General features: G+C 73.5%; 24 protein-coding genes and 2 pseudogenes. 17 read left to right on the forward strand and 9 right to left on the reverse strand.

All coding sequences use genetic code 11. The annotated features are described in order from the left end of the window. Positions 1-11 precede the first annotated feature (11 nt). The 7 genes from QC282_RS28835 to kynU all read left to right on the forward strand — a co-directional run bounded on the left by QC282_RS28835 (position 12) and on the right by kynU (position 6950). Complete coding sequence (locus QC282_RS28835; RefSeq protein ID WP_279552524.1) at positions 12-800, forward strand: aldose 1-epimerase; 789 nt, start codon at positions 12-14, stop codon at positions 798-800. Positions 801-810: 10 nt separating this feature from the next. Next, positions 811-1359 carry an orotate phosphoribosyltransferase gene (pyrE, locus tag QC282_RS28840; protein ID WP_279552525.1) on the forward strand — a complete coding sequence of 183 codons (549 nt, stop codon included), beginning with the start codon at positions 811-813 and terminating at the stop codon, positions 1357-1359. Positions 1360-1495: 136 nt separating this feature from the next. After that, a complete protein-coding gene (gene fbaA / locus QC282_RS28845) occupies positions 1496-2527 on the forward strand; it encodes a class II fructose-bisphosphate aldolase (protein ID WP_279552526.1) in 1032 nt (343 codons plus the stop codon). An 87-nt stretch (positions 2528-2614) separates the two neighbouring features. Then, positions 2615-4069 (forward strand): MFS transporter, encoded by a 1455-nt coding sequence (locus QC282_RS28850; protein ID WP_279552527.1) that lies wholly within the window; start codon positions 2615-2617, stop codon positions 4067-4069. A 242-nt stretch (positions 4070-4311) separates the two neighbouring features. Continuing rightward, positions 4312-4725: a DUF3151 domain-containing protein gene (locus QC282_RS28855; protein WP_279552528.1), complete on the forward strand. Its 414-nt coding sequence runs from the start codon at positions 4312-4314 to the stop codon at positions 4723-4725. Between the two features lie 151 nt (positions 4726-4876). After that, positions 4877-5725: a tryptophan 2,3-dioxygenase family protein gene (locus QC282_RS28860; protein WP_279552529.1), complete on the forward strand. Its 849-nt coding sequence runs from the start codon at positions 4877-4879 to the stop codon at positions 5723-5725. A gap of 28 nt (positions 5726-5753) precedes the next feature. Next, complete coding sequence (gene kynU, locus QC282_RS28865) at positions 5754-6950, forward strand: kynureninase (protein WP_279552547.1); 1197 nt, start codon at positions 5754-5756, stop codon at positions 6948-6950. A 17-nt stretch (positions 6951-6967) separates the two neighbouring features. Here the strand turns inward: kynU and QC282_RS28870 are convergent, their stop codons facing one another. Then, the gene (locus tag QC282_RS28870) at positions 6968-7621 is read right to left on the reverse strand and encodes a TetR/AcrR family transcriptional regulator (RefSeq protein WP_279552530.1); all 654 of its coding nucleotides are present in this window, start codon (positions 7619-7621) and stop codon (positions 6968-6970) included. Between the two features lie 228 nt (positions 7622-7849). Between QC282_RS28870 and QC282_RS28875 the strand changes: the two genes are divergently transcribed. After that, complete coding sequence (locus QC282_RS28875; RefSeq protein ID WP_279552531.1) at positions 7850-8761, forward strand: alpha/beta hydrolase; 912 nt, start codon at positions 7850-7852, stop codon at positions 8759-8761. 6 nt (positions 8762-8767) lie between these two features. On the opposite strand, the gene QC282_RS28880 is transcribed toward QC282_RS28875, so the two are convergent. Then, complete coding sequence (locus tag QC282_RS28880; protein WP_279552532.1) at positions 8768-9121, reverse strand: hypothetical protein; 354 nt, start codon at positions 9119-9121, stop codon at positions 8768-8770. Between the two features lie 25 nt (positions 9122-9146). Then, positions 9147-9242 (reverse strand): annotated as a pseudogene (locus tag QC282_RS28885) (ATP-binding protein); the annotation flags it as partial. Positions 9243-9392: 150 nt separating this feature from the next. Here QC282_RS28885 and QC282_RS28890 point away from each other — a divergent pair. The 3 genes from QC282_RS28890 (at position 9393) to QC282_RS28900 (ending at position 12686) form a co-directional block, all read left to right on the forward strand. Then, positions 9393-10754, forward strand: coding sequence for a sensor histidine kinase (locus tag QC282_RS28890; protein ID WP_279552533.1), 1362 nt, complete (start codon positions 9393-9395; stop codon positions 10752-10754). Next, complete coding sequence (locus tag QC282_RS28895; RefSeq protein WP_279552534.1) at positions 10751-11422, forward strand: response regulator transcription factor; 672 nt, start codon at positions 10751-10753, stop codon at positions 11420-11422. The genes QC282_RS28890 and QC282_RS28895 overlap by 4 nt, the downstream gene beginning before the upstream one ends. A gap of 61 nt (positions 11423-11483) precedes the next feature. Next, on the forward strand, positions 11484-12686 hold the full coding sequence (locus QC282_RS28900; protein ID WP_279552535.1) for a cytochrome P450: 1203 nt from the start codon (positions 11484-11486) through the stop codon (positions 12684-12686). Between the two features lie 62 nt (positions 12687-12748). On the opposite strand, the gene QC282_RS28905 is transcribed toward QC282_RS28900, so the two are convergent. After that, complete coding sequence (locus QC282_RS28905) at positions 12749-14257, reverse strand: ABC transporter permease (RefSeq protein WP_279552548.1); 1509 nt, start codon at positions 14255-14257, stop codon at positions 12749-12751. A gap of 92 nt (positions 14258-14349) precedes the next feature. Continuing rightward, positions 14350-15270 (reverse strand): ABC transporter ATP-binding protein, encoded by a 921-nt coding sequence (locus QC282_RS28910; protein ID WP_279552536.1) that lies wholly within the window; start codon positions 15268-15270, stop codon positions 14350-14352. Positions 15271-15374: 104 nt separating this feature from the next. On the opposite strand from QC282_RS28910, the gene QC282_RS28915 reads away from it, so the two are divergent. Beyond that, a complete protein-coding gene (locus QC282_RS28915) occupies positions 15375-15884 on the forward strand; it encodes a GbsR/MarR family transcriptional regulator (protein ID WP_279552537.1) in 510 nt (169 codons plus the stop codon). 56 nt (positions 15885-15940) lie between these two features. On the opposite strand, the gene QC282_RS28920 is transcribed toward QC282_RS28915, so the two are convergent. Next, the gene (locus tag QC282_RS28920; protein ID WP_279552538.1) at positions 15941-16795 is read right to left on the reverse strand and encodes a diacylglycerol kinase family protein; all 855 of its coding nucleotides are present in this window, start codon (positions 16793-16795) and stop codon (positions 15941-15943) included. Positions 16796-16988: 193 nt separating this feature from the next. On the opposite strand from QC282_RS28920, the gene QC282_RS28925 reads away from it, so the two are divergent. Together QC282_RS28925 and QC282_RS28930 are read left to right on the forward strand one after the other, a co-directional pair. Continuing rightward, positions 16989-18272 (forward strand): adenylosuccinate synthase, encoded by a 1284-nt coding sequence (locus QC282_RS28925; protein ID WP_279552539.1) that lies wholly within the window; start codon positions 16989-16991, stop codon positions 18270-18272. 139 nt (positions 18273-18411) lie between these two features. Further along, the gene (locus QC282_RS28930; RefSeq protein ID WP_279552540.1) at positions 18412-18705 is read left to right on the forward strand and encodes a hypothetical protein; all 294 of its coding nucleotides are present in this window, start codon (positions 18412-18414) and stop codon (positions 18703-18705) included. Positions 18706-18747: 42 nt separating this feature from the next. Here QC282_RS28930 and QC282_RS28935 read toward each other — a convergent pair whose 3' ends face one another. From QC282_RS28935 to QC282_RS28945, 3 genes and pseudogenes are all read right to left on the reverse strand, one after another. Continuing rightward, complete coding sequence (locus tag QC282_RS28935) at positions 18748-19398, reverse strand: hypothetical protein (protein WP_279552541.1); 651 nt, start codon at positions 19396-19398, stop codon at positions 18748-18750. A 486-nt stretch (positions 19399-19884) separates the two neighbouring features. Then, a pseudogene (locus tag QC282_RS28940) lies at positions 19885-20580 on the reverse strand (GntR family transcriptional regulator); the annotation flags it as partial. A 209-nt stretch (positions 20581-20789) separates the two neighbouring features. Then, positions 20790-22145, reverse strand: coding sequence for an aspartate aminotransferase family protein (locus QC282_RS28945; RefSeq protein ID WP_279552542.1), 1356 nt, complete (start codon positions 22143-22145; stop codon positions 20790-20792). A gap of 182 nt (positions 22146-22327) precedes the next feature. On the opposite strand from QC282_RS28945, the gene QC282_RS28950 reads away from it, so the two are divergent. The 3 genes from QC282_RS28950 to QC282_RS28960 form a co-directional block, all read left to right on the forward strand. Beyond that, positions 22328-22954: a glutamine amidotransferase gene (locus QC282_RS28950; protein WP_279552543.1), complete on the forward strand. Its 627-nt coding sequence runs from the start codon at positions 22328-22330 to the stop codon at positions 22952-22954. Beyond that, positions 22951-23409 (forward strand): MarR family winged helix-turn-helix transcriptional regulator, encoded by a 459-nt coding sequence (locus tag QC282_RS28955; RefSeq protein ID WP_279552544.1) that lies wholly within the window; start codon positions 22951-22953, stop codon positions 23407-23409. The genes QC282_RS28950 and QC282_RS28955 overlap by 4 nt, the downstream gene beginning before the upstream one ends. A gap of 83 nt (positions 23410-23492) precedes the next feature. Continuing rightward, positions 23493-25005: serine/threonine-protein kinase (locus tag QC282_RS28960; protein WP_279552545.1), on the forward strand; the 1513-nt coding region annotated here is incomplete at its 3' end.

Below are 25005 nucleotides of genomic sequence, written 5' to 3' on the forward strand. Positions count from 1 at the left end.
AGGGTCGTCATGTGAGTAACGAACCCATCACGCTGACCGCGGGTGACGCGGAGGTGACCGTGCTGCCGGGCAACGGCGGGCGGATCGGCGGGCTCCGGGTCGGCGGCGTCGAGCTGCTGCGGCAGGGCGACCGCTACGGATGCTTCCCGATGGTCCCCTGGTGCGGCCGCATCCGCGAGGGCCGCTTCCGGGACGGCGCCGTCGTCCACCGGATGCCGCTGAACGCCCCGCCGCACGCCATCCACGGCACCGCGCGCGACGGCGCCTGGCGCACGGCCCGCGCGACCGGCACCGAGGCGGCGATCACGTACGACCTGACCGAGCCGTGGCCCTACCCGGGCCGGGTCACCCAGGTCGTGGCGCTCACCGAGGACGCGCTGACGCTGACGACGGCCGTGGAGACGTACGAGTCGTCCTTCCCTGCTCAGATCGGCTGGCATCCGTGGTTCAACCGCAGCCTCGGCGGCCGGGACGTGCGGATCGACTTCGACCCGGCCTGGCAGGAGGAGCGCGGCGCCGACCACCTGCCGACCGGCAACCGCCTCGACCCGAAGCCCGGCCCCTGGGACGACTGCTTCGGCATGCCCGGCGGCGTCGACGTCACCCTCACCTGGCCGGAGCTGCTGGAGCTGAGGGTGACCAGCCGCGAGGAGTGGGTCGTCGTGTACGACGAGCAGCGCGAGGCGGTGTGCGTGGAGCCGCAGACCGGCCCGCCCGACGGGCTCAACACCCTCCCGCGCCTGGTCACGCCCCTGGAGCCGCTGGAGGCCACGACCACCTGGAGCTGGCGCCGCCTTTAAGCTGACAGGCATGACGGACGTACGCGGCGCGCTGCTGCAGCAGATCAAGGACAAGGCCGTGGTGCACGGCAAGGTGACCCTCTCCTCGGGTCTGGAGGCCGACTACTACGTCGACCTGCGCCGCATCACCCTGGACGGCGAGGCCGCCCCGCTGGTCGGCCAGGTGCTGCTGGACCTGACCGCCGACCTGGAGTTCGACGCCGTCGGCGGCCTCACCATGGGCGCCGACCCGGTCGCCGCCGCCATGCTGCACGCGGCCGCCGCCCACGGCCGGAAGCTGGACGCGTTCGTCGTGCGCAAGGCCGCCAAGGCGCACGGGCTGCAGCGCCGCGTCGAGGGCCCGGACATCGCGGGCCGGCGCGTCCTCGTCGTCGAGGACACCTCCACCACCGGCGGCTCGCCGCTCACCGCGGTCGAGGCGGTCCGCGAGGCGGGCGCCGAGGTCGTGGCGGTCGCGACGATCGTGGACCGGGCGACCGGTGCCGCCGAGAAGATCCAGGAGGGCGCGGGCGTGCCGTACCTCTTCGCGTACTCGAAGGACGAGCTCGGGCTGGACTGACCAGCCGGTGGACGGCGCCGTGGACCACCGGACCAAGTCTGGGAAGATGGGGCCGACGATGACGTCGCACCCATGGTTCTAGGTCAGGGCCGTCAGTACGCAGAACGCCAACCCGCACATACCAAGGAGCGGACAGATGCCCATCGCAACTCCCGAGGTCTACAACGAGATGCTGGACCGGGCGAAGGCAGGCAAGTTCGCCTACCCGGCCATCAACGTGACCTCCTCCCAGACCCTGCACGCGGCCCTGCGCGGTTTCGCGGAGGCGGAGAGCGACGGCATCATCCAGATCTCGACCGGCGGTGCCGAGTTCCTGGGTGGCCAGCACAAGAAGGACATGGTGACGGGCGCGGTCGCCCTCGCCGAGTTCGCGCACATCGTCGCCGACAAGTACGACATCACCGTCGCGCTGCACACGGACCACTGCCCGAAGGACAAGCTCGACGGGTACGTACGTCCGCTGCTCGCGGTCTCCGAGGAGCGCGTCAAGGCCGGCCGCAACCCGCTGTTCCAGTCCCACATGTGGGACGGCTCCGCGGAGACCCTGGCCGACAACCTGGCCATCGCGCAGGAGCTGCTGGAGCGCGCCCGCGCCGCCAAGATCATCCTTGAGGTCGAGATCACCCCGACCGGCGGCGAGGAGGACGGCGTCACCCACGAGATCAACGACTCCCTCTACACCACGGTCGACGACGCCGTCCGCACCGCCGAGGCGCTCGGCCTGGGCGAGAAGGGCCGCTACCTGCTGGCCGCGTCCTTCGGCAACGTCCACGGCGTGTACAAGCCGGGCAACGTCGTGCTGCGTCCGGAGCTGCTGAAGGAGCTCAACGAGGGCGTCGCCGCCAAGTACGGCAAGCCGGCCGGTGCCCAGCCGTTCGACTTCGTCTTCCACGGCGGCTCCGGCTCCACCGCTGAGGAGATCGCCACCGCGCTGGAGAACGGCGTCGTGAAGATGAACATCGACACGGACACCCAGTACGCCTTCACCCGTCCGGTCGCCGACCACATGTTCCGCAACTACGACGGCGTCCTGAAGGTCGACGGCGAGGTCGGCAACAAGAAGACCTACGACCCGCGCACCTGGGGCAAGCTCGCCGAGGCGTCGATGGCCGCGCGCGTCGTGGAGGCCTGCGGGCACCTGCGCTCCACCGGCACGAAGATCAAGTAGGTCCGTCGGCCCCACGGGGCCGGCCGCGTCACGTCCGGCAGGGCCCGGCACCCGCTCAGGTGCCGGGCCCTTCCGTATGCTCCCCCCATGCCCGATGTCAGGCTCGCCTCGCCCCGGGGCAGGTGGATTCTGCTCACCACGGTCCTCGGCTCCGGCATGGCCCTGCTGGACTCGACCGTCGTCAACGTCGCCCTGCCCCGCATCGGCCGCGATCTCGACGCCGACCTCGCGGCCCTCCAGTGGACCGTCAACGCGTACATGGTCACGCTGGCCGGGCTGATCCTGCTGGGCGGCGCGCTCGGGGACCGGTTCGGGCGCCGGAGGATCTTCGTGACCGGCGTGCTGTGGTTCGCGGCGGCCTCCCTGCTGTGCGGGCTCGCCCCGAACGCGGAGCTGCTCGTCGCGGCCCGCGCCCTGCAGGGGGTCGGCGGCGCCCTTCTGACGCCGGGCTCCCTCGCGCTCATCCAGGCCTCCTTCCACCCCGACGACCGGGGCCGCGCGGTCGGCCTGTGGTCCGGCTTCGGCGGGATCGGCGCGGCGGTCGGGCCGTTCGTCGGCGGCTGGCTGGTGGACGGGCCCGGCTGGCGGTGGGTGTTCCTGCTCAACGTGGCGCCGGCCCTGCTGTGCGCGGTGATCGCCGTACGGCACGTGCCGGAGTCGGCGGACCCGCGCGCCCACGGCCGCTTCGACGTGCTCGGCGCCGGGCTGGGGGCGCTCGCGCTCGCCCTGCTGACGTACGCGCTGATCGAGGCGCGCGGCGGTCCGGCGGCCGTCGTCCTCACCGGGGTCGCCGGGCTCGCGGCGGCCGTCGCCTTCGTGCTGGTCGAGCGGAGCCGGTCCGCACCGATGATGCCGCTCGACGTCTTCGCGTCCCGCCGGTTCACCGCCGTCAACCTCGTCACGCTGTGCGTGTACGCGGCCTTCGGCGGCTTCTTCTTCCTGGCCGCGCTCCAGCTCCAGGTCGTCGTCGGCTACTCGGCCCTGGCCGCCGGTACGGCGCTGCTGCCGACGACCGCCCTGATGCTGCTGCTCTCCGCCCGGTCCGGTGAGCTCGCCGACCGCATCGGCCCGCGCGTTCCGCTCACGGTCGGCCCGCTGCTGTGCGCGGCCGGGATGCTGCTGATGCTGCGCGTCGGCCCGGGCGCCTCGTACGCCGCCGACGTCCTGCCCGCGCTGCTGGTCCTGGGCCTGGGCATGGTCACGCTGGTCGCGCCGCTGACGGCGACCGTGCTGGCGTCCGTGGACACCGCCCGGGCGGGCCTGGCCAGCGGCATCAACAACGCGGCGGCCCGCGCGGCCGGACTGGTCGCGGTCGCGGCGCTCCCGCTCCTCGCCGGCATGGGACCGGAGGCCTACCGCATGCCGGCGGCCTTCGACGCGGCGTTCGGCCGCGCGATGACGTGGTGCGCGGCGGTCCTGGCGGCGGGCGCGGTCCTGGCCTTCACGACGGTCGGGCGTCCGGCCCCGGACCGCTGCCATCCGGAGTGCCGGACGCACGGGAGCGTGGCGGTGCCGCCGCTGGAGCGCGGGGACGGGCACTGAGCCGGCGGGGTGCGGCAGCCGCAGCCGAGCCGCAGTCCGAAGTCCGCAGTCCCAGCCGAGCCGCAGCCGCAGCCGAGCCGCAGCCGCAGTCCGCAGTCGCGCCGCATTCCCAGCCGAGCCGCGCCGCAGCCGCAGCCGAGCCGCAGTCCGCAGTCCCAGCCGCGTCGCCGGGGTGGCGGAACCGGCCGGGTCCACGGCACCCGGCAAGCGCCAGTGGCACGAACTGCGGGACACTGGACCCCATGGCCATTCACGAGAACCTCCTCGGGGGACCGCCCCCGACCCATCTCCCCGACGACCCGGAACCCCGCGAGCTCCTCGCCGCCGGCACGAGCCCCGCCGACGTCGCCGCGAAGTACCCGACCTCCTCCCTGGCCTGGGCCCGGCTGGCCGACGAGGCCTTCGAGCGCGGCAGCGTCGTGGAGTCGTACGCCTACGCCCGTACGGGCTACCACCGGGGCCTGGACTCCCTGCGCCGCAGTGGCTGGAAGGGCCACGGCCCGGTCCCCTGGGAGCACGAGCCGAACCGCGGCTTCCTGCGCGCCCTGCACGCCCTCGCCCGCGCCGCGCAGGCGATCGGCGAGCAGGAGGAGTACGAGCGCTGCTCCCAGTTCCTGCGGGACTCCTCCCCGACGGCCGCCCAGACCCTGGGCTGACCCGTCCCGTACCGCACCGCGGGCCCGCCTGTGACCAGGCGGGCCTTGCCCTTGTGGGGGACGATTGCGGAGGATGCGAGTGGGGACCGGGGCCCCCGTGCCGGCATCGGCAGGGGCGGACCGCTACCCGGAGTACAAACAGGAGACAGCGATGTCCCACCAGGCTCACCAGGCTGACCAGGCTCAGGAGCCCGAGACCCCGCATCTCGACTTCGCCGGCACGACACCGTACGAGGACTACGTCCGGGCCGACGTGCTCACGCACCTCCAGCAGCCCCTCTCCGACGATCCCGGAGAGATGGTCTTCCTGGTCACGACCCAGGTCATGGAGTTGTGGTTCACCGTCATCGTCCACGAGTGGGAGACCGCCGCGCACGCCCTGCGCTCGGACGACGTCCCCACGGCGGTCGCCGCGCTGAAGCGCTCCGTCCGCGAGCTGGAGGCGCTGAACGCCTCCTGGACGCCGCTGGCCCAGCTCACGCCCGCGCAGTTCAACTCGTACCGTTCCGCCCTCGGCGAGGGCTCCGGCTTCCAGTCGGCGATGTACCGCCGCCTGGAGTTCCTGCTCGGCGAGAAGTCCGCGTCCATGCTCGTCCCGCACCGGGGCGCGCCGCGCGCCCACGCGGAACTGGAGAAGGCCCTGCACGAGCCGAGCCTGTACGACGAGGTCGTACGGCTGCTGGCCCGCCGGGGGTACGACATCCCGGACGCCGTGCTGCACCGCGACGTGTCGCAGCGGTACGAGCCGTCGCCGGAGGTGGAGGCCGCCTGGACGGCCGTCTACTCCGGTGACCAGAACGCCGAACTGACCCGGCTGGGCGAGGCGTTGACGAACGTCGCCGAGCTGGTGTGGCGCTGGCGCAACGACCACCTGGTCGCCACCCGCCGCGCGATGGGGTCCAAGACCGGCACGGGCGGCTCCGCCGGGGTGGCCTGGCTGGAGAAGCGGGCCCAGAAGAACGTGTTCCCCGAGCTGTGGACGGCGCGGTCGTATGTCTGAGGGCGTGACGGAATCCGTGTCCGGGCCGGTGTCCGACCTCGCCCGGGAAGCGAAGGAACTCGACGCGTCCGACGAACTGGCCGGGCTGCGCGCCCGGTTCGTCCTGGACGACGCGGTCTACCTGGACGGCAACTCGCTGGGCGCGCTGCCCGCCGCGGTGCCCGACCGGGTCGCGGACGTCGTACGCCGCCAGTGGGGCGAGCTGCGCATCCGGTCCTGGGAGGAGAGCGGCTGGTGGACGGCGCCCGAGCGGATCGGCGACCGGATCGCCCCGCTCGTCGGCGCCGCGCCGGGGCAGATCGTGGTCGGCGACTCGACCAGCGTCAACGTCTTCAAGGCGGTCGTGGCGGCCGTACGCCTCGCCGGTGAGGGCCGCGACGAGATCCTGGTCGACGCGTCGACGTTCCCGACGGACGGGTACATCGCCGAGTCGGCCGCCCGGCTGACCGGCCGCACGCTGCGCGCGGTGACGCCCGCGGAGGTCCCGGCCGCGCTCGGCCCGCGCACCGCCGCGGTGCTGCTCAACCACGTCGACTACCGCACCGGCCGGCTGCACGACCTGCCGGGACTCACGGCCGCCGTGCACGAGGCGGGCGCGTACGTGGTGTGGGACCTGTGCCACAGCGCGGGCGCGCTGCCGGTCGGGCTCGACGAGCACGGCGTGGACCTGGCGGTCGGCTGCACGTACAAGTACCTCAACGGCGGGCCGGGCTCCCCGGCCTACCTGTACGTGCGCCACGACCTCCAGGACCGCTTCGACTCCCCGCTGCCCGGCTGGAACTCGCACGCCGAGCCGTTCGGGATGCGCCCGGAGTTCGAGGCGGCGCACGGCGCACGGCGCGGCCGGGTCGGCACGCCGGACATCCTGTCCATGCTCGCCCTGGAGGCGGCCCTGGAGGTGTGGGACGGCGTCCGCGTCGAGGCGGTGCGCGCCAAGTCCCTCGCCCTGACGGACTTCTTCCTGAAGTGCGTCACGGCGTACGTGCCCGAGGGCCGGGTCGAGTGCGTGACGCCGCTCGCCCACGCGGAACGCGGCAGCCAGGTCGCGCTGCGCTGCCCGGATGCCGGTGACGTGATGAAGCGGCTGATCGAGCGGGGCGTGATCGGCGACTTCCGTGCCCCGGACGTGCTGCGCTTCGGCTTCACCCCGCTGTACGTCGGCTTCGCGGACGTGGAGCGGGCGGCCCGGGTGCTGGCGGAGGTGCTGGCGGACGCCGCCGCCTGAGGCGCCGGCCGCCGGGCTCAGGCCGCCCCGTCGGGCGCGTCGGGGCCGGTGACGTACACCCCGGCCGTCGCGGCGGCGAACGCGGCGCGTGCCGCGCGGTCCGCGGCGGCCGGGTCCGGTGCCTCGCCGGTGGTCAGCAGGGCGTAGTACAGCGGGGCCGACACGGCGCGGACGACCGCCGCCGCGTCGGTCCCGGCCGGCAGCTCCCCGCGCCGGACGCCCTGTTCGACGCACGGCGCCCACTCGGCGACCCGCACCTCGTAGAACCGCCGCAGCGCCTCGGCGGTGCGTTCGTCGCAGCTCGCCGCCGCGATGACCGCCCGGAACAGCGCGCCCTGGCGGGGATCGGCCAGCGTGCGCCGGACCAGGTCGGCGTTGGCGCGCAGGTCGCCGAGGACGGTGCCCGTCTCGGTGCGGGGCAGCGACTGCTCGGCCATGTCGGTGAGCAGGTCGGCGACCAGGGCGGTCGGTGTGCCCCAGCGCCGGTACACGGTCGTCTTGCCGACCTCGGCCCGCCGGGCGAGGTCCGCGAGGTCGAGGTGCGCGAACCCCTGCTCGGCGAGGACGTCGCCGGCCGCCCGCAGTACGGCCGCACGGACACGGGCGGTACGCCCTCCGGGACGTACGGTGCCGGGTTCGGCGGGACGTACGGTGCCGGGTTCGGGGGACATGTCGGCCTCCTTGGTGCGGGCGGGGGCGTGCGCGCGGGGTTCACGCGGGGTTCGCGCGGCCGGGACGCGGGCTCCACCGCCAGCGTAACGAAACGACAGAACCGTTTGAGCCTCACCGAGCGTGACATCCCCGTGTCCGCGCACGTCACCGGCCTGGTACCGTCCCGGCCAACGGCCGATTGTCTCTCCTGGTCCGCCAATTCCGTTTCATCGCTGAGAGGTTGGAGCATGCCGGACGCCGCCGCAGAACCGGAGAACGCCGCTGCCAGGGCCGCCGCCGAGGAGAAGTCGGCCCTCTCGCACCCGGCGGTCGAGCCCGACGTCAGCGCCGCGTACGGCGACCATCCCGACCAGGTGGTCGACTTCTACGCCCCGCGCCGCGAGGTGGTCCCCGGCGTCCCGGCCCCGCTGGTCGCCGTCCTGCACGGCGGGGCCTGGCGGGCGCCCTACGACCGCCGGCACATCAGCCCGTTCGCCGCCTTCCTCGCCCGGCGGGGGTTCGCGGTGGCCAGCGTGGAGTACCGGCGGGGTGCGGCGCCTGAGGACGCGGGTGCCGGATCGGGTGTCGAGGGTGGCATCGCCGGGCGGTGGCCCGACACGTTCGACGACGTCGCCGCCGCGCTGGACGCGCTGCCGGGCCTTGCGCGGGAGGCGCTGCCGGAGGCCGACTCGCGCCGCATCGTCGTCACCGGTCACTCGGCGGGCGGCCACCTCGCCCTGTGGGTGGCCGCGCGCCACCTCCTGCCCGAGGGCGCCCCGTGGCGCACCGACCGGCCGGCACCCCTGCGCGGCGTGGTCGCGCTCGCCCCGATCGCCGACCTCGCGGTCGCCGACACGCTGGACGTGTGCGGCGGCGCGGCACGCCAACTCCTGGGCGGGGAGGGGTCGTTCGCCGAGCGACGCCCGTACGCCGACCCGGCGCTGCTGCTCCCGACCGGCATCGCGACGACCCTGGTCCAGGGCCGCGAGGACATCGACGTACCGCAGGCGGTCGCCGAGGCGTACGCGGACGCGGCGGCCAGGGCGGGCGAGGTGGTGGGCCTGACCCTGCTGGAGGACGTGGGCCACTTCCCGCTCATCGACCCGGCGGCGGACGCGTGCGCGGTGGTGGCGGAGGAGATCGCCCAACTGGCCTGGTGAGCGCCCTCATGTGACCCCGCCGTCGGGCGGCGTCAGCGCGGGCCACGAGAACCTCACCCGCACGCCCCGGTCGAGCAGCCACCGCATCTCGCGGTAGCGCACCTCGTGCGCGTGCTCCGGGGCGATGCAGGAGGGCAGCCGGACGACGACGGTGCCGATCCCACCGCGCGCGGCCGTGTCCCGAACGCGCTGCCATCCGGGGCGCCCGGCGGGGTCGGGTTCGCCGTACGGGTCCGTGACGACGGCGGTGACCGCCAGCCCGCGCTTGTCGGCGAAGGCGCGCGCCTCTGCCTCGGCGGGACCCGGTTCGCGGCCGGGTGCCATGTGGACGTAGATCACGGCAAGGTCTGGCTTGAGCATGATGACGGGTCTCTCCGTTGTCGTTTCAGCCTGCGGCCGGCTCGCACCAGACGTACTTGCCCCGGTTGCCGAACCGGGACAGCGGCTGCCGGCCCCAGAGGTCGGCGCACGACCGGACCAAAACCCCGGAACGGGCCGTGCTCTCCTTCCCCCGGGACTCTTTCTCCGCCCTCGTGGATCTGCTGAAAGGCATGTAGTACCTGAGACGGACCCCCGCGAACCCCCCTCCACGGTGACGACCCCCCGTACACCCCCCGCCTACCGTGTGGGCGTGACCGAGACGACGACGCACACTGACGACACCAGGCCGCGCAGCCCCGAGTACCGGCTGGCGCAGGGCGCGCTGCGCGGGCTGCGGCAGGATCTGATCCAGGACGCCTTCGCGTACCGGCCGTTGCCGCCCATGGCCACGGACGGGCCGGTGACCCGTCGGCTGCCCGCGCGGCTCAGGGCGCGGGCCGCGTACCTGCCGCACGCGACGGTCGCGGGTGCCGCGCTGATCGCCCTGTACGGCGGGTACGTCGGCAACAGCAGCTACGCGGGCCTGCCCGCGCTGCTGACCGGCCTGCTGTGCGTCGTCCCGGTGCTGGCCACGCTCGTGCGTCCGGTGGGCGCGTTCTGGCTGTCCATGGCCACGACCCCGGTCGTGTCCGTGCTCGACGGCCCCTGGGGCGACTGGCCGTGGACGCCGGGCGCGTTCATCTGCCACCTGACGGTGCTGATCGTCGTGGCGATACGCACCCGCCCCCGCACGGCCGCCTGGATGTGGGCGCTGACCCTCGGCTACGGCTTCCTCGCCGAGGTGGTGCTCGGCGGCGGGCGCTCCTCCGACAACAGCGCGCCGATGCTGGTCCTGTCGGCGCTCGCCCTGCTCGCGGTCGCCGTACGGCACATCCGCCGCGAGGCCGAGCAGGAGGTGACCGCGCAGCAGACGGTCACCGCGCACGAACGCTCCCGGCGCACGCTGCTGGAGGAGCGCACCACCATCGCCCGCGAACTGCACGACGTGGTCGCCCACCACATGTCGGTGGTCGCCATCCAGGCGGAGGCCGCGCCCTACCGGGTGGAGAACCCGCCGCCCGAGCTGGAGCGCGCCTTCGCCACCATCCGGGAGAACGCGGTCGCGGCGCTGACCGAACTGCGCCGCGTCCTCGGTGTCGTACGGGCGGAGGACTACGAGGCGCCCGACGCGCCGCAGCCCACCCTCGCCGACCTGGACGGTCTGCTGGCCAATGTGCGCGACGCCGGGCTGACCGTGGACAAGGCCGTGACCGGCGCGGTGCGGGAGCTGCCGCAGGGCGTGGAGCTGTCGGCGTACCGGATCGTGCAGGAGGCGCTCAGCAACGCGCTGCGGCACGCGCCCGGTGCGAGCGCCCGCGTCGAGATCGGCTACGTCCTCGGCGGGCTCGGCCTGCGCGTCGTGAACGGGCCGCCGCCCGAGCCGTCCCTGATCAAGCCGTCTCCCGGCGCGGGCCACGGCATCACCGGCATGCGCGAGCGGGTGTCCATGCTGAGCGGCGAGATGACGGCGGGCGCGACGGACGACGGGGGATACGAGGTGGCGGCGTTCCTGCCGGTCGCCACGGTCGCCACGGTCACCACGGCCGCCCCGACGGGTGAGGGTGACGTATGACGACGGCCATCCGCGTGCTGATCGCGGACGACCAGATGATGGTGCGCGAGGGCTTCTCCGTGCTGCTGAACGCCATGCCGGACATCGAGGTCGCCGGCGAGGCCGTGAACGGGCGTGAGGCGGTCGAGAAGGTGCGCGAACTCGCCCCGGACGTCGTCCTCATGGACATCCGCATGCCCGAGCTGAACGGCATCGAGGCGACCCGCGAGATCGTCGCGGCCGACGACGCGGCGAAGGTGCTGGTGCTGACCACGTTCGACCTCGACGAGTACGTGTACCAGGCGCTGCGGGCGGGAGCCTCCGGCTTCCTCCTGAAGGACGCCTCGGCGCGGCAGCTCGCGGACGGCGTACGGGTGGTGGCTTCGGGCGAGGCCCTGCTCGCCCCGTCGGTCACGCGGCGGCTGATCACGGAGTTCTCCAAGCTGTCCGACGCGCCGCGCCCGACGATGTCCGCGCACGCGGCGTACGGCGACCTGACCGAGCGGGAGACCGAGGTCCTGGTCCTCATCGCGCAGGGCCTGTCCAACGCGGAGATCGCCGCCCGGCTGGTGGTGGCGGAGTCGACCATCAAGACCCACGTGAGCCGCATCCTGGTCAAACTGGGCCTGCGGGACCGCACCCAGGCGGCGGTCTTCGCGTACGAGGCGCGGCTGGTGACACCGCGCTGAGAAGTGGTCGGGCGCACGACACCCCTGGTCAGACGCGGGGCCGGCGGGCTAGCGTCCCCGCATGGCAGCCTTCGATCCCTGGGACCCCGCGTTCGTCGCCGACCCGTACCCCGGCTACGCCGAGCTGCGTGCGCGGGGGCGGGTCATCCACTACGAGGCCACCGACCAGTGGCTCGTGCCGCACCACGCGGACGTGTCCGCGCTGCTGCGCGACCGGCGGCTCGGGCGGACCTATCTGCACCGGTTCTCGCACGAGGACTTCGGGCGGACGGCGCCGCCACCGCAACAGGAGCCGTTCCACACGCTGAACGACCACGGGATGCTGGACCTGGAACCGCCGGACCACACCCGCATCCGGCGCCTGGTGTCGAAGGCGTTCACACCGCGCACCGTGGAGCAGCTCAGGCCCTATGTCGAGCAGCTCGCCGGGGACCTGGTGGACCGGCTGGTGGAGGTCGGCGGCGGGGACCTGCTCACGGACGTCGCCGAGCCCCTGCCGGTCGCCGTGATCGCGGAGATGCTGGGCATCCCGGAGTCGGACCGGGCGCCGCTGCGGCCCTGGTCGGCCGACATCTGCGGGATGTACGAGCTGAACCCCTCCGAGGAGACCGCGGCGAAGGCCGTGCGGGCGTCCGTGGAGTTCTCCGAGTATCTGCTCGGGCTGATCGCCGAGCGGCGCGAGAAGCCCGGTGACGATCTGATCTCCGGGCTCATCGCGGCCCACGACGAGGGCGACCGGCTCACCGAGCAGGAGATGATCTCGACGGCCGTGCTGCTGCTCAACGCCGGTCACGAGGCCACCGTGAACGCGACCGTCAACGGCTGGTACGCCCTCTTCCGGCACCCCGGACAGCTGGCGGCCCTGCGCGCCGACCACTCCCTCGTGCCGTCCGCGATCGAGGAGCTGATGCGGTACGACACCCCGCTCCAGCTGTTCGAGCGCTGGGTGCTGGACGACATCGAGATCGACGGGACCACCGTCCCGCGCGGCGCCGAGATCGCCATGCTGTTCGGCTCCGCCAACCACGACCCGGCCGTCTTCGCCGAGCCCGCCACCCTGGACCTCACCCGCCGCGACAACCCGCACATCTCCTTCAGCGCCGGCATCCACTACTGCATCGGCGCCCCGCTGGCCCGCATCGAGCTGGCGGCGTCCATGACGGCGCTGCTGGAGAGGGCGCCGACGCTGGAACTCGCCGCCGAGCCGGTCCGCAAGCCCAACTTCGTGATCCGAGGCCTGGAAGGGCTGCCGGTCACGGTGTGAGGGGCGGAGGCCGGTTCACGGTGTGAGCAGGCGGGAAGGAACGGCGGCGGCCCCAGGCGGGATCACGCCGTCACATCCCGCCTCCGCAGCGCCGCCAGCCCCGTCGCCACCAACGCCCCCGCCACCCCCGTGAGGACCAGCACCGGCGTCCACCGCATGTCGGCGCCCGGCATCTTCGGCAGGTGACCGAAGGGGGAGACGTCCAGGACCGCCCGGGGGACGTCAAGCGCGGGGCCGACCCAGCCGATCAGCAGGACCGCCCCGGCGACCGCCCACGCCGCCACCGCCGCACGCGGCAGCGCGCCGAGGAGCAGCACCGCGACGCCGCCGATCACCCACACCGCGGGCAGTTGCACGAGGCAGGCGCCGAGGATCGGCCCGACCTCCCTGCCGTGGCCGACGGCGAAGCCCGCGCCGGCGATCAGCATGATCAGGGCGGCCCCGCCGAACGCGATCACCAGATGACCGGCGGCCCAGCGCAGCCGTCCGACGGCCCCGGCCAGCACCGGCTCGGCGCGCCCGGAGGTCTCCTCGCCGTGCAGCCGCAGCACCGACGCGACGACGTACAGGGCGGCGACCAGGCCCAGCATGCCGATCATCGCCGACAGGAACGCGTCCGTGATGCCGGCCTGCCCGCCCATGCGCTCGATGATCTCGCGGGCGTTCGCGTTGTCGCCGACCAGATCGGCCGCGCCCTCGGTGAGCGAGCCGTAGACGACACCGGCGAGGAAGAAGCCGATGCTCCAGCCGAGCACGCCGCCCCGCTGGAGCCGCCAGGCCAGCGCGCCCGCCGTGGCCAGCCGGCCGGACGCCGGTCCCGGCCGGGTCGGCAGGAAGCTCATGCCGACGTCCCGGCGCCCGGCGAGCCCGTAGGCCACCGCGCCCTGGACGAGGACCGCCGCGACCGGCAGCGCGAGCACCCACCAGCGTTCCCCGGCGAAGGCCCGCAGGTTCTCCGGCCAGCCCAGCGGCGACAGCCACGTCAGCGCCGACGAACCGTCGTCTGTCGCCGAGTCGCCGGCCGCGCGCAGCACGAACGCCGCGCCCAGCACCGCCGCCGTCAGGCCCCGGGCGAGCCGCGCGCTCTCGGTGAGCTGGGCGACGATCGCCGCCACCGTGGCGAAGACCATGCCGACGCCCGCGAGGCCCAGCCCGAAGGCCACCGCGCCCGGGACGCCATGGCCGGCGAGCCCGGCGGCCACCAGCAGTGCCAGGACCGCGTTGGCGACGGCCGCCGCGAGCAGCGCCGCCGTCAGGGAGGCCCGGCGGCCCACCATGCCCGACGCCACGAGCTCCTGGCGGCCGCTCTCCTCCTCGTCGCGGGTGTGCCGTACGACGATCGTCAGGCTCATCACGGCGGCGAGGGCGGCGGCGTAGACGCCGACGCGCCAGGCGGTCAGCGCGCCGATGGAGTCGCCGAAGACGGGGCCGACCAGGGCGCGCAGGGAGGAGTTGGTCTCCGCCTGGGCCACCAGGTCGGCGCGTGCGGCCGGGGTGCCGTACAGGCCCTCCAGGGTGTTCGGCATGGACAGCACCATGAGGGCGTTCACGCCGATCCAGACCGGGATCATCACGCGGTCGCGGCGCAGCGCGAACCGCAGCAGCGTGCCGGTGCCGGCCAGCGTGCGGGAGCTTCGGGGACGTACGCCCCAGGCCGCGGCGGTCACCGGGCCGCCCCCGCCTCGGGCACCGCGGTCGGCCGCACGTCCTGGTAGTGCCGCAGGAACAGTTCCTCCAGCGTGGGCGGCGTCGACGTCAGCGACCGCACGCCGGACTCGCTGAGCGAGCGCAGTACGGCGTCCAGTCCGCCGGTGTCGACCTGGAGCCGGACGCGGTTGCCCCGGACGTCGAGGTCGTGGACGCCGGGCAGGCGCGAGAGGCCGTCGGGCGGGCCGGCGAGTTCGGCGGTCACGCTCGTGCGGGTCAGGTGGCGCAGGTCGGCGAGCGAGCCGCTCTCGACGGTCCGGCCCTTGCGGATGATGCTCACGCGGTCGCAGAGCTGCTCGACCTCGCTGAGGAGGTGCGAGGACAGCAGGACGGTCCGGCCGCGGTCGCGTTCCTCCTCGACGCACGTCCGGAAGACCTCCTCCATCAGCGGATCGAGGCCGCTGGTGGGCTCGTCCATGATCAGCAGGTCGACGTCGGAGGCGAAGGCGGCGACCAGGGCGACTTTCTGCCGGTTGCCCTTGGAGTACGTCCGGCCCTTCTTCGTCGGGTCGAGTTCGAACCGCTCGATCAGCTCCGCCCGCCGACCGGCGTCCAGCCCTCCGCGCAGCCGGCCGTAGAGGTCGATGGTCTCGCCGCCGGAGAGGTTGCGCCACAGGGTGACGTCGCCGGGGACGTAGGCGATGCGGCGGTGCGCCTCCACCGCGTCCGTCCACGGGTCGCGGCCGAGCACCTGCGCGGCGCCGGCGTCGGCGCGCAGCAGACCGAGCAGCACGCGGATGGTGGTGGACTTCCCGGCGCCGTTGGGGCCGAGGAAGCCGTGCACCTCGCCGCTCTCGACGTCGAGGTCGAGCCCGTCGAGGGCGTGCGTCCGGCCGAACGACTTGTGGAGTCCGCAGACGGTGATGGCCTTGGTCATGAAAGGGAAGCTACGCTTACTTCAGAAATTTGTGAAGTTAAGGAACCGTATGAAAGGGTCGTAGACTCTCAGGGGCGGGCACGAGCAGGGGAGATGATCCGGGCATGACGGAAGCGAAGGCGCAGGACCGGCCGGACGGGCGCGACCCGGAGACGGTCTCGCGGTTCGTGGAGAACTTCGCGGCGCAGCTCGTCGAGGCGGGCGTCCCGCGCATGCCGGCCCGCGTGTTCGCCGCGCTGCTCGCCTCCGACGCCGGCACCCTGACCTCCGCGGACCTCGGCGAACAGCTGAGGATCAGCCCCGCCGCCGTCTCGGGCGCGGTGCGCTACCTCGCCCAGGTCCACCTGGTCTCCCGCGAACGCGAGCCCGGTTCACGCCGCGAGCGCTACCGCGTGCACAGCGACCAGTGGTACGAGGCCCTCACCAACCGCGAGGCGATCATCAAACGCTGGGAGGACGCCCTCCGCGAGGGCGTCTCCAGCCTCGGCCCCGACACCCCCGCGGGCCGCCGCCTCGCCGAGACGCTGGCCTTCTTCGAGTTCATCGAGCAGGACGTGGCGGGCATGATGGAACGCTGGCGCGTGTACTGCGCGAAGGCGTTCGGCGAGGGCTGACGCACACCGGCCGGACCACGCGGAGCGCGGTCCGCGCGGAGCGCTCGGAGAGCGACTCACCGCGGCGGCGGCAGGGTCAGCGACCAGGCGCCCTCCCGTACCGTCCAGGTCCGCCGTCGGACCGGACCGGACACCGACGCGTCCGCGCGGTAGCGGAAGTCGGCGCCCGAGACCGTGACCGTGCGGCCCTCCGCCAGCACCGGGGAGGCCTCCGCGCCCACCGACACCGGGCGCACCTCGATCTCGGCCACCCCCGAGGCGCCCGGCCAGACCGACACGCCCGCCACCGGCTGGTGCAGGTCCACCAGAGTGGTCCCGTCGACCTCGATCCGCAGGCGGGACGGACCGGAGCCGGCCGAGGGCGCGAGCCGGGCCGGGCGGGCCGGGACCAGGGTCCGTACGAGGGACTGGCAGGTGCGCAGCCAGGGCCGGGAGGGATCGTGCGGCGGTTCCGCCTCCTCCGCCGGGGCGCCCCGCAGCGGGGGTATCCGCACCGCGCCCAGCACCACCCCGTCGCTGTCGTCCACGAGCAGGTCCCGCCGCCGCGCCGACCCGTCGAGCACGGCCCGCGCCGCCGCCACCGCGCCCGTCGGCACGCCCAGCGACCGGGCCAGCCCGAGACCGGTCCCGACCGGCACCATCGACAGCGCGCATCCGGCCAGCTCCCGGTGCCGGTGCAGCAGCGCCACCGCGCGCACCAGCGTCCGGTCGTCGCCGACCACGACCGGCCGGCGCGACCCCCGACGCGCCAGGGCGCGGGCGAATTCCTCCGGCCCGTCGGGCAGGCACACCTTCACCGCCGCACCCGCGCTGAGCACGTCTTTCGCGATCCGTACCGATTCCCCGTCCGTCCGACGGGCGACCGGGTCGATGACCACGAGCAGCTGGTCGGACGTCGGATAAGTCGCCACCTCGGTCCTGCCTCGCTTCCTCGGGTAGCATCTTTGTGCAAGAGCCCCTTGCGCTATTGCGCCAGGGGCTTCGTCTATTCCGGGGCATCCGGTCCGACGGTTGCGGCCAACGACGGCCGCGGGGCACGCGGCGGAAACCCTCCGCGTACGCCCCTGACCCAGGACATGCCCCGCCCGGAAGGGGTGTACGCGCGTGCCCGCACTTGTGCTGCTCGGTGCTCAGTGGGGTGACGAAGGCAAGGGAAAGGCGACGGACCTGCTCGGTGGCTCCGTCGACTATGTGGTGCGTTACCAGGGCGGTAACAACGCCGGCCACACGGTGGTCGTGGGCGACCAGAAGTACGCCCTGCACCTGCTCCCTTCCGGAATCCTGTCTCCCGGCTGTACGCCGGTCATCGGTAACGGTGTCGTCGTCGACCCGTCGGTCCTGTTCTCCGAGCTGAGCGGGCTGAACGAGCGCGGCGTCGACACGTCCAAGCTCCTGATCAGCGGAAACGCGCACATCATCACGCCGTACAACGTGACCGTCGACAAGATCACGGAGCGTTTCCTCGGCAAGCGCAAGATCGGGACCACCGGCCGCGGCATCGGCCCGACCTACGCGGACAAGATCAACCGCGTCGGCATCCGCGTCCAGGACCTGTACGACGAGTCGATCCTCACCCAGAAGGTCGAGGCGGCGCTCGACGTCAAGAACCAGATCCTCACCAAGCTCTACAACCGGCGCGCCATCGCCGTCGACCAGGTGGTCGAGGAGCTGCTGGGCTACGCGGACAAGCTCGCGCCGTACGTCGCCGACACCGTCCTGGTCCTGAACCAGGCGCTGGAGGAGGACAAGGTGGTCCTCTTCGAGGGCGGCCAGGGCACCCTCCTGGACATCGACCACGGCACGTACCCCTTCGTCACCTCGTCGAACCCGACCGCGGGCGGCGCCTGCACCGGCGCCGGCGTGGGCCCGACGAAGATCAGCCGGGTCATCGGCATCCTCAAGGCCTACACGACCCGCGTCGGCGCGGGTCCCTTCCCGACGGAACTCTTCGACGAGGACGGCGAGGCGCTGCGCCGCATCGGCGGCGAGCGGGGCGTCACCACGGGCCGCGACCGCCGCTGCGGCTGGTTCGACGCGGTGATCGCCCGCTACGCGACCCGCGTCAACGGCCTGACGGACTTCTTCCTCACCAAGCTGGACGTCCTGACCGGCTGGGAGCAGATCCCGGTCTGCGTGGCGTACGAGATCGACGGCAGGCGCGTCGAGGAACTCCCGTACTCCCAGACCGACTTCCACCACGCCAAGCCGGTCTACGAGATGCTGCCGGGCTGGAGCGAGGACATCAGCAAGGCGAAGACCTTCGCCGACCTGCCGAAGAACGCCCAGGCGTACGTCAAGGCGCTGGAGGAGATGTCCGGCGCCCCGATCTCCGCGATCGGCGTGGGCCCGGGGCGGGACGAGACGATCGAGATCAACTCGTTCCTGTAGGCCTCACCGCCGCGACACGCCCCCGTTCGGCCCTTGGCCGGCGGGGGCGTGTGCCGTCACCGGCGCCCGCGCGGGTGACGGGGTGCGGGCATAGGCTGAAGCCGTACCCCGCGTGCGTCGACCGGAGAAGGTGAGTGCGATGCGCGTACTGCTCAAGGCGTCCATGGACACGGAGAAGGCCAACGAGGCGATCCGGAACGGCACCATGGGGAAGCTCATCCAGGAGTCGATGGAGCAGATCAGGCCCGAGGCGGCCTACTTCACGACCGACCACGGCCGGCGGACCGCCTACCTGTTCTTCGACATGCAGGAGAGCTCGCAGATGCCGGTGATCAGCGAGCCGTTCTTCCTGCATCTCGGTGCGGAGATCACCTACACGCCGGTGATGAACCTCGACGACGTGCAGAAGGGCCTCTCCCAGCTGGGTCGCTGACAGCGGCAGGCCGGTGCCGCGGCGGGCGTGCCGCCGCGCGCCTCAGCTGAAGACGATCATCGACCCCTGCGCCAGGCTCCGCGTCGCCGCCGCGTGCAGGCCCAGCCAGACGTGACGTTCCCGGGCGAAGGGGCTGGGGTCGTACGGCGCGGGCACCGCCGGTTCCTCCAACTCGGTGGGGGACATCGGGGGTTCGGGCGCCGGCGGCGGGTTGGCCGGGTCGATGCCGATGGCCGCGGCCACCAGCTCCAGCTCCCTCAGCAGCGCCTGGGACGAGCCCAGCGGGCCGCCGCCGGCGAGGAGTTCGTCGTTGGCGAGGGGGTGCGGGAAGTCGACGGGGACGTACGTGCCCGCGTGGTCGTAGTGCCAGACCAGGTGCGACTGCTGGGCCGTCGCCTCGAACATCTCCAGCAACTGCTCGTAGTCGCCGCCCAGTTCGTCCACCGGCGTCACCGGCAGCCCGCACACCTGGAGCAGATAGGCGCGGCGCAGGAAGTGCAGCGCGTCGTAGTCGAAGCCGGCCACCGGGGCGACGTCGCCGGACAGGCCCGGCATGTACTGGTACACCGGCACCGGCGGGAGCCCGGCCTCGGCCAGCACCTTGTTGTATTGCGCGAGTTCCTCGGCGAACGGGTTGTCGGGCGTGTGGCACAACACGTCGACGAGCGGTACCAGCCACAGGTCACAGGCCAAAGAGGGCTCCTCGCTAGCGCACGGCACGTGGTCGGGCGGTCGGACCACGGCCGTGGAACGCGTGGTCGGGGCGGATAGCAAGCAGGGTAAGCAGGGTAATCGCTGCGGTTCGTCGGTGCGGTTGGGTGCGGGCTCGGTGCGGTTCGGTGGCGGTCACCCGCGCGCTCCGCTTCCTCGCGCGGGCTTCCCCGTGCCCGTTCCTTACCCGCCCGGCCGTCGCTGACGCCGCCGGACGGCGGCGAGGGCGCGCACCGTCCGGAACGCGCGGGAGCCCGCGGCGCGGGCGCCGGCCCACCGGACGGACGTGACCTACGGACCGCCGGGCGCGGCTGCCGGACCGCCCGGAGCTGCCGCCGGGCCGCCGGGCGCGGTCGCCGGTCCGTCGGAGGCGGCTCCCGGACCCCCCTGCGGGGCCTTCGGCGTGCCCTGCGCGGTCCCCGGGGGGTGCTGGGCGCTCCCCCGGCCGTCCTGCGCGGTTCCCCGGCCGTCCTGCGGGAGCAGGTCGACCAGTTGCATGGCGTGCCTGTTGTACGACTTGACGATCTCGTGCGCCGCCTTGGTGTCCAGGCGCGCCAGCGCGTCCACCAGGTCCGTGTGACCGGCCCACAGCCGGCCGCGCAGGTCGGTCGCGTCCCGCAGGTGCTGCACCGTGCAGACCCAGGTCTGGGTGCGCAGCCGGTGCAGGAAGTCACCGAGGTAGGGGTTGCCGAACACGGCACTGAGCTCGCGCCAGAACCGCAGGTCGTAGCCGACGAGGACGGTGAGGTCACCGGCGAGGGCGGCGCGCTGGGCCTCCTCGCCGCGGCGGCGGACCACGACGAGCGCGGCGACCATGCGGGGCACGGCCGAGGCGTCCAGGTCGGTGCGTTCGGCGAGGTTGCGGAAGATGCCCTCGGTGACGAGGCAGCGGGCCTCCAGCATGGCGCGCAGGTCCTGGGCGGAGTGCTGGGGCACGCGGAACCCGCGGTGCTGGTCGGCCTCCAGCAGGCCCTGCGCCGACAGGTCCACGAGCGCTTCGCGGACCGGGGTCGCGGAGACGCCGTACTGCTCGGCGATCTCCTTGACCGTGAGCGCCTGCCCGGGTTTCAGCCGCCCCGACACGACCTCGTCACGGAGCGCGTCGGCGATCTGCTGCCGCAGGGTGCTGCGCGTGACGGCACCAATGCCGCTGCTGCCGGGCATCGTCGGGGCTCCTCGTCGCGTTCGGTGGCGTGCGCGGACAGGTCCGCGCGCATGCTCACGTGTGGCGCCATGCGGGTCGCCACGCGTGTCCTCGCGCATGTCTTCGCGCATGTCTTTGAGCACGCCACCTTACGCGTTCGAACGCCCCTGAGGACCGGCCGCCCGGCGCCGGGGACCGGCGTGCGGCCGACCGACCGGTCAGGACGCCGTCACCGGGTGTACTCGTCGGCGACCGTCAGGGCCGCGTCCAGCGCCGCGAGGCCCTCCTTCAGGTCGGCCTCCGTCACGTTGCACGGCGGGACCACGTGCGTGCGGTTCATGTTGATGAAGGGCCACAGACCCCCGGCCTTCGCGGCGGCGCCGAACGCCGCCATCGCCGCGTTCGCCTCGCCGGTCGCGTTGTACGGCACCAGCGGCTCCCGCGTCTCGCGGTCGCGCACCAGCTCCAGCGCCCAGAACATGCCGACGCCGCGCACGTCGCCGACGCTCGGGTGCCGGTCCGCCAGCTCCCGCAGCGCGGGGCCGACCACGTCGCCGCCCAGCCGGGCCGCGTGCTCGACCACGCCCTCCTCGGCCATCACGTTGATCGTGGCGACGGCCGCCGCACACGCCAGCGGGTGCCCCGAGTACGTCAGACCGCCCGGGTAGGGCCGCTTCGCGAACGTCTGCGCGATCTCCCCGGAGATGGCCACACCGCCGAGCGGCACGTAGCCGGAGTTCACGCCCTTGGCGAAGGTCATCAGGTCCGGCACGACACCGAACAGGTCGGCCGCGAACCACGTGCCGGTCCGCCCGAACCCGGCCATCACCTCGTCCAGCACGAAGACGATGCCGTACTTGTCGCAGATCTCGCGGACCCCGGCCAGGTAGCCGGGCGGCGGCACCATGATCCCGGCCGTGCCCGGAATGGTCTCCAGGACGATCGCGGCGACGGTCGACGGGCCCTCGAAGGCGATCGTCGTCTCCAGGTGCTCCAGCGCCCGCGCGCACTCCTGCTCCTCGGTCTCGGCGTAGAAGCGCGAGCGGTACAGGAACGGCGCCCAGAAGTGGACGACGCCGGCCGAGCCGCTGTCGGAGGCCCAGCGGCGCGGGTCGCCGGTGAGGTTCACGGCCTGCTGGGTGCCGCCGTGGTAGGAGCGGTACGCCGAGAGCACCTTCGGGCGGCCCGTGTGCAGCCGGGCCATGCGCACCGCGTGCTCGACGGCGTCCGCGCCGCCGTTGGTGAAGAAGATCTTGTCCAGGTCGCCGGGCGTCCGCTCGGCGATCAGCCGGGCCGCCTCGGAGCGCGCCTCGACGGCGAACGCGGGCGCGAAGGTCGTCATCCGCGCGGCCTGCTCCTGGATCGCGGCGACGACCTTGGGGTGCTGGTAGCCGATGTTGGTGTAGACGAGTCCGCTGGTGAAGTCGAGGTACCGGTTGCCGTCGTAGTCCCAGAAGTACGACCCCTCCGCGCCGGCGACGGCGAGCGGGTCGATGAGCTCCTGGGCGGACCAGGAGTGGAACACGTGCGCGCGGTCCGCGGCCTTCACGGCGGCGCCGACCTCGGGGTTGGGCTGAGGGGTCATGCGGGCGAGCGTAGATGTCCGTCATGCGGACGCGGTATGGGCGTCCTGTCTGCGGTGCGGGGGTTTCCGCGACAGGTTGTCGACAGGGCGGGCCGGGGCCGCCGGGACGCGGAGGGGGAATGTTGACAGCATGCTGCATAAGTGACAGCCTTCTGTCATAAGCAACGGCGTGAGGAGAAGCCATGAACAGCAGCACTCCCGGCACCGCCCGCAAGCCCGTCCACCTCGCGGTCTACGACACCCTCGCCGACTGGGAGACCGGCCACGCCACCGCGCACCTGGCCCGCACCGGCCACGAGATCCGCACCGTCGGCCCCACCACCGACCCCGTCACCAGCATCGGCGGCCTGGACATCCGGCCCGACCTCGCCCTGGACGACGTAGACCCCGAGGACAGCTCCCTGCTGATCCTGCCGGGCGCCGACCTGTGGGACACCGGCGACGACCTGGCCCCCTTCGCCCGCAAGGCCCGCGCCTTCCTCGCCGCCGGAGTCCCCGTCGCCGCGATCTGCGGCGCCACCGCCGGACTGGCCCGCGAAGGCCTCCTCGACGACCGCCGGCACACCAGCGCCGTGTCCTTCTACCTGGCCGCCACCGGCTACCGGGGCGGCGGGAACTACGTCGAGGCCGACGCCGTCACCGACGGCCCGCTGATCACCGCCGGACCCACCGAACCCGTCGCCTTCGCACGCGAGATCCTCCGCCTCCTGGGCGCCTACGACGACGAACTGGTCGACGCCTGGTACCGGCTGTTCCACGACTCCGACCCGGAGGCCTACGCCGTCCTCGCCAGGGCCGGTGCGGCGTGAGCGAGGAACGCCAGGACCTGCTCAGCCGCGGCGCCCTCGGCGTCTTCCGGCTGAACGGCCAGTTCCTCGCCGTCGCCGAGGAACTGTCCCGCCCGGCCGGGCTGACCGCCGCCTGGTGGCAGGTGCTGGGCGCGGTCCTGCGGGAGCCGCTGCCGGTGTCCGGGATCGCACGCGCCATGGGCATCACCCGGCAGAGCGTGCAGCGCGTCGCCGACCTGCTGGTCGAGCGGGGCCTCGCCGAGTACCGGCCCAACCCCGCCCACCGCCGCGCCAAGCTCCTCGCCCCGACCGACGCCGGACGCGCCGCCGTCCGCCGCATCGACCCCGGCCACGCCGCGTACGCCGACCGTCTGGCGGAGGCCTTCGGCGAGACGGAACTCGCGCGGGCCGTCGAGGTGTTGGAACGGCTGTCGAAGGTGCTGGACGACCTCGGGGCCCCTGTTGCTGAACCGTAGACGGTGTTCGGTGTTCGGCTCACGCCACCCCGGGCCGGCACTATCCTCGCCCTGTTGCTCGTGTGGGGGAAGGCGGCGGGGCCATGGAGAAGCTCGGGCCGGGGGATCCGCAGGGGATCGGTGCCTACCGGTTGCTGGCGCGGCTCGGCGCAGGGGGCATGGGGTACGTCTATCTGGCCCGCTCGGACCGGGGACGCACCGTGGCCGTGAAACTCGTACGCGGGGAACTGGCCCGCCAGGAGGAGTTCCGGGCCCGCTTCCGGCAGGAGGTGCGGGCCGCGCGGCAGGTCGGCGGGTTCTGGACCGCGCCCGTCCTGGACGCCGACACGGAGGCCGCGGTGCCGTGGGTGGCCACCGGATACGTCGCCGGGCCGAGCCTTGAGCAGATCGTCGGCCACGACCACGGCGCCCTGCCGGAACGGTCGGTGCGCATCCTCGCGGCCGGGCTCGCGCACGCGCTGAAGGACATCCACGCCGCCGGGATCGTCCACCGCGACCTCAAGCCGTCCAACGTGCTCGTGACCATCGACGGGCCGCGCGTCATCGACTTCGGGATAGCGCGGGCACTGGAGACCGTGACGAACGGGGGACTGACGCGTACCGGCGCGGTCGTCGGGTCGCCCGGCTTCATGGCGCCCGAGCAGGTGCGCGGGGACCGGATCACGCCGGCGTGCGACATCTTCTGCCTCGGCTCGGTGCTCGCCTACGCCGCCACCGGCAAGCTCCCCTTCGGCACGGCCAACAGCGGCGTGCACGCGCTGATGTTCCGCATCGCCCAGGAGGAACCCGACCTGGACGGGGTGCCCGAGGGCATCGCCGACCTGGTCCGCGACTGCCTCAAGAAGGACCCGGGCGCCCGGCCGACCCTGGACCGCATCCTGGAACGCACCGGAGCGGAGGACACGGTCGCCGACGGCCGCTCCCGCGAGCCGTGGCTGCCGGCCACCCTGGTCGCCCAACTGGGGCGTCACGCGGTGCGGTTGCTGGACACGGAGGACCCGACGACATCGGCTCCCACGACCCCGACCGACCCGACCGACCGGACCGACCGGACCGACCGGACCGGCCCGTCGGGTACGGCGGGTATGGCGCCGGGTGCCGCTGGGGCACCGGGAACTGCGGGGGCTGCGCCAGGTGTTGCCGGGGTTCCGGGAGCCCCCGGGCGCCCGTCGGCTGCTGCCGGTGCGCCGGGTGCTCCGGGAGGCCCGCTTGGTGGTGCTGCCGGGCCGGGTGGCGCTGCCGGGCCGGGTGCCGAGAGGGCTCCGGGTGCCGCCGGGGCGCCGGTTGCTCAAGGACGTCCACCTGGTGCCGCTGCCGCTGCCGCCGCCGCGCCGGGTGGCGCTGCCGCACCGGGCGCCGAGGAGGCGCCGGGTTCCTCGGGGCGTCCGCCGGGCCCGTCCACCCTCGGTTCGCCGGGTGGCGCGGGCCTGTTGAGCCACCTGCCCACGCTCGTCGCCGGTCAGCAGGGCCAGACGCCTCCGCCGGGCCCGGGCGCCCCGGGGGCCACACCTGCTCCGGGTGCGCGGTCGGCCGGCCCCGCGCCCGGCCCCCCTGCGGCCACGCCGGCCCCGGGTGCCCGTCCGTCCACGCCCGCCC

This window comes from Streptomyces sp. DH24 (genome assembly GCF_029813775.1).
Taxonomy (GTDB): domain Bacteria; phylum Actinomycetota; class Actinomycetes; order Streptomycetales; family Streptomycetaceae; genus Streptomyces.

Excerpts from the sequence above, each read along its gene's own strand:
- pyrE (WP_279552525.1), top strand. The coding sequence starts at position 811 with ATGACGGACGTACGCGGCGCGCTGCTGCAGCAGATCAAGGACAAGGCC.
- fbaA (WP_279552526.1), top strand. The coding sequence starts at position 1,496 with ATGCCCATCGCAACTCCCGAGGTCTACAACGAGATGCTGGACCGGGCG.
- QC282_RS28850 (WP_279552527.1), top strand. The coding sequence starts at position 2,615 with ATGCCCGATGTCAGGCTCGCCTCGCCCCGGGGCAGGTGGATTCTGCTC.
- QC282_RS28855 (WP_279552528.1), top strand. The coding sequence starts at position 4,312 with ATGGCCATTCACGAGAACCTCCTCGGGGGACCGCCCCCGACCCATCTC.
- QC282_RS28860 (WP_279552529.1), top strand. The coding sequence starts at position 4,877 with ATGTCCCACCAGGCTCACCAGGCTGACCAGGCTCAGGAGCCCGAGACC.
- QC282_RS28870 (WP_279552530.1), bottom strand. The coding sequence starts at position 7,621 with ATGTCCCCCGAACCCGGCACCGTACGTCCCGCCGAACCCGGCACCGTA.
- QC282_RS28875 (WP_279552531.1), top strand. The coding sequence starts at position 7,850 with ATGCCGGACGCCGCCGCAGAACCGGAGAACGCCGCTGCCAGGGCCGCC.
- QC282_RS28880 (WP_279552532.1), bottom strand. The coding sequence starts at position 9,121 with ATGCTCAAGCCAGACCTTGCCGTGATCTACGTCCACATGGCACCCGGC.
- QC282_RS28895 (WP_279552534.1), top strand. The coding sequence starts at position 10,751 with ATGACGACGGCCATCCGCGTGCTGATCGCGGACGACCAGATGATGGTG.
- QC282_RS28900 (WP_279552535.1), top strand. The coding sequence starts at position 11,484 with ATGGCAGCCTTCGATCCCTGGGACCCCGCGTTCGTCGCCGACCCGTAC.
- QC282_RS28905 (WP_279552548.1), bottom strand. The coding sequence starts at position 14,257 with ATGATCCCGGTCTGGATCGGCGTGAACGCCCTCATGGTGCTGTCCATG.
- QC282_RS28910 (WP_279552536.1), bottom strand. The coding sequence starts at position 15,270 with ATGACCAAGGCCATCACCGTCTGCGGACTCCACAAGTCGTTCGGCCGG.
- QC282_RS28915 (WP_279552537.1), top strand. The coding sequence starts at position 15,375 with ATGACGGAAGCGAAGGCGCAGGACCGGCCGGACGGGCGCGACCCGGAG.
- QC282_RS28930 (WP_279552540.1), top strand. The coding sequence starts at position 18,412 with ATGCGCGTACTGCTCAAGGCGTCCATGGACACGGAGAAGGCCAACGAG.
- QC282_RS28945 (WP_279552542.1), bottom strand. The coding sequence starts at position 22,145 with ATGACCCCTCAGCCCAACCCCGAGGTCGGCGCCGCCGTGAAGGCCGCG.
- QC282_RS28950 (WP_279552543.1), top strand. The coding sequence starts at position 22,328 with ATGAACAGCAGCACTCCCGGCACCGCCCGCAAGCCCGTCCACCTCGCG.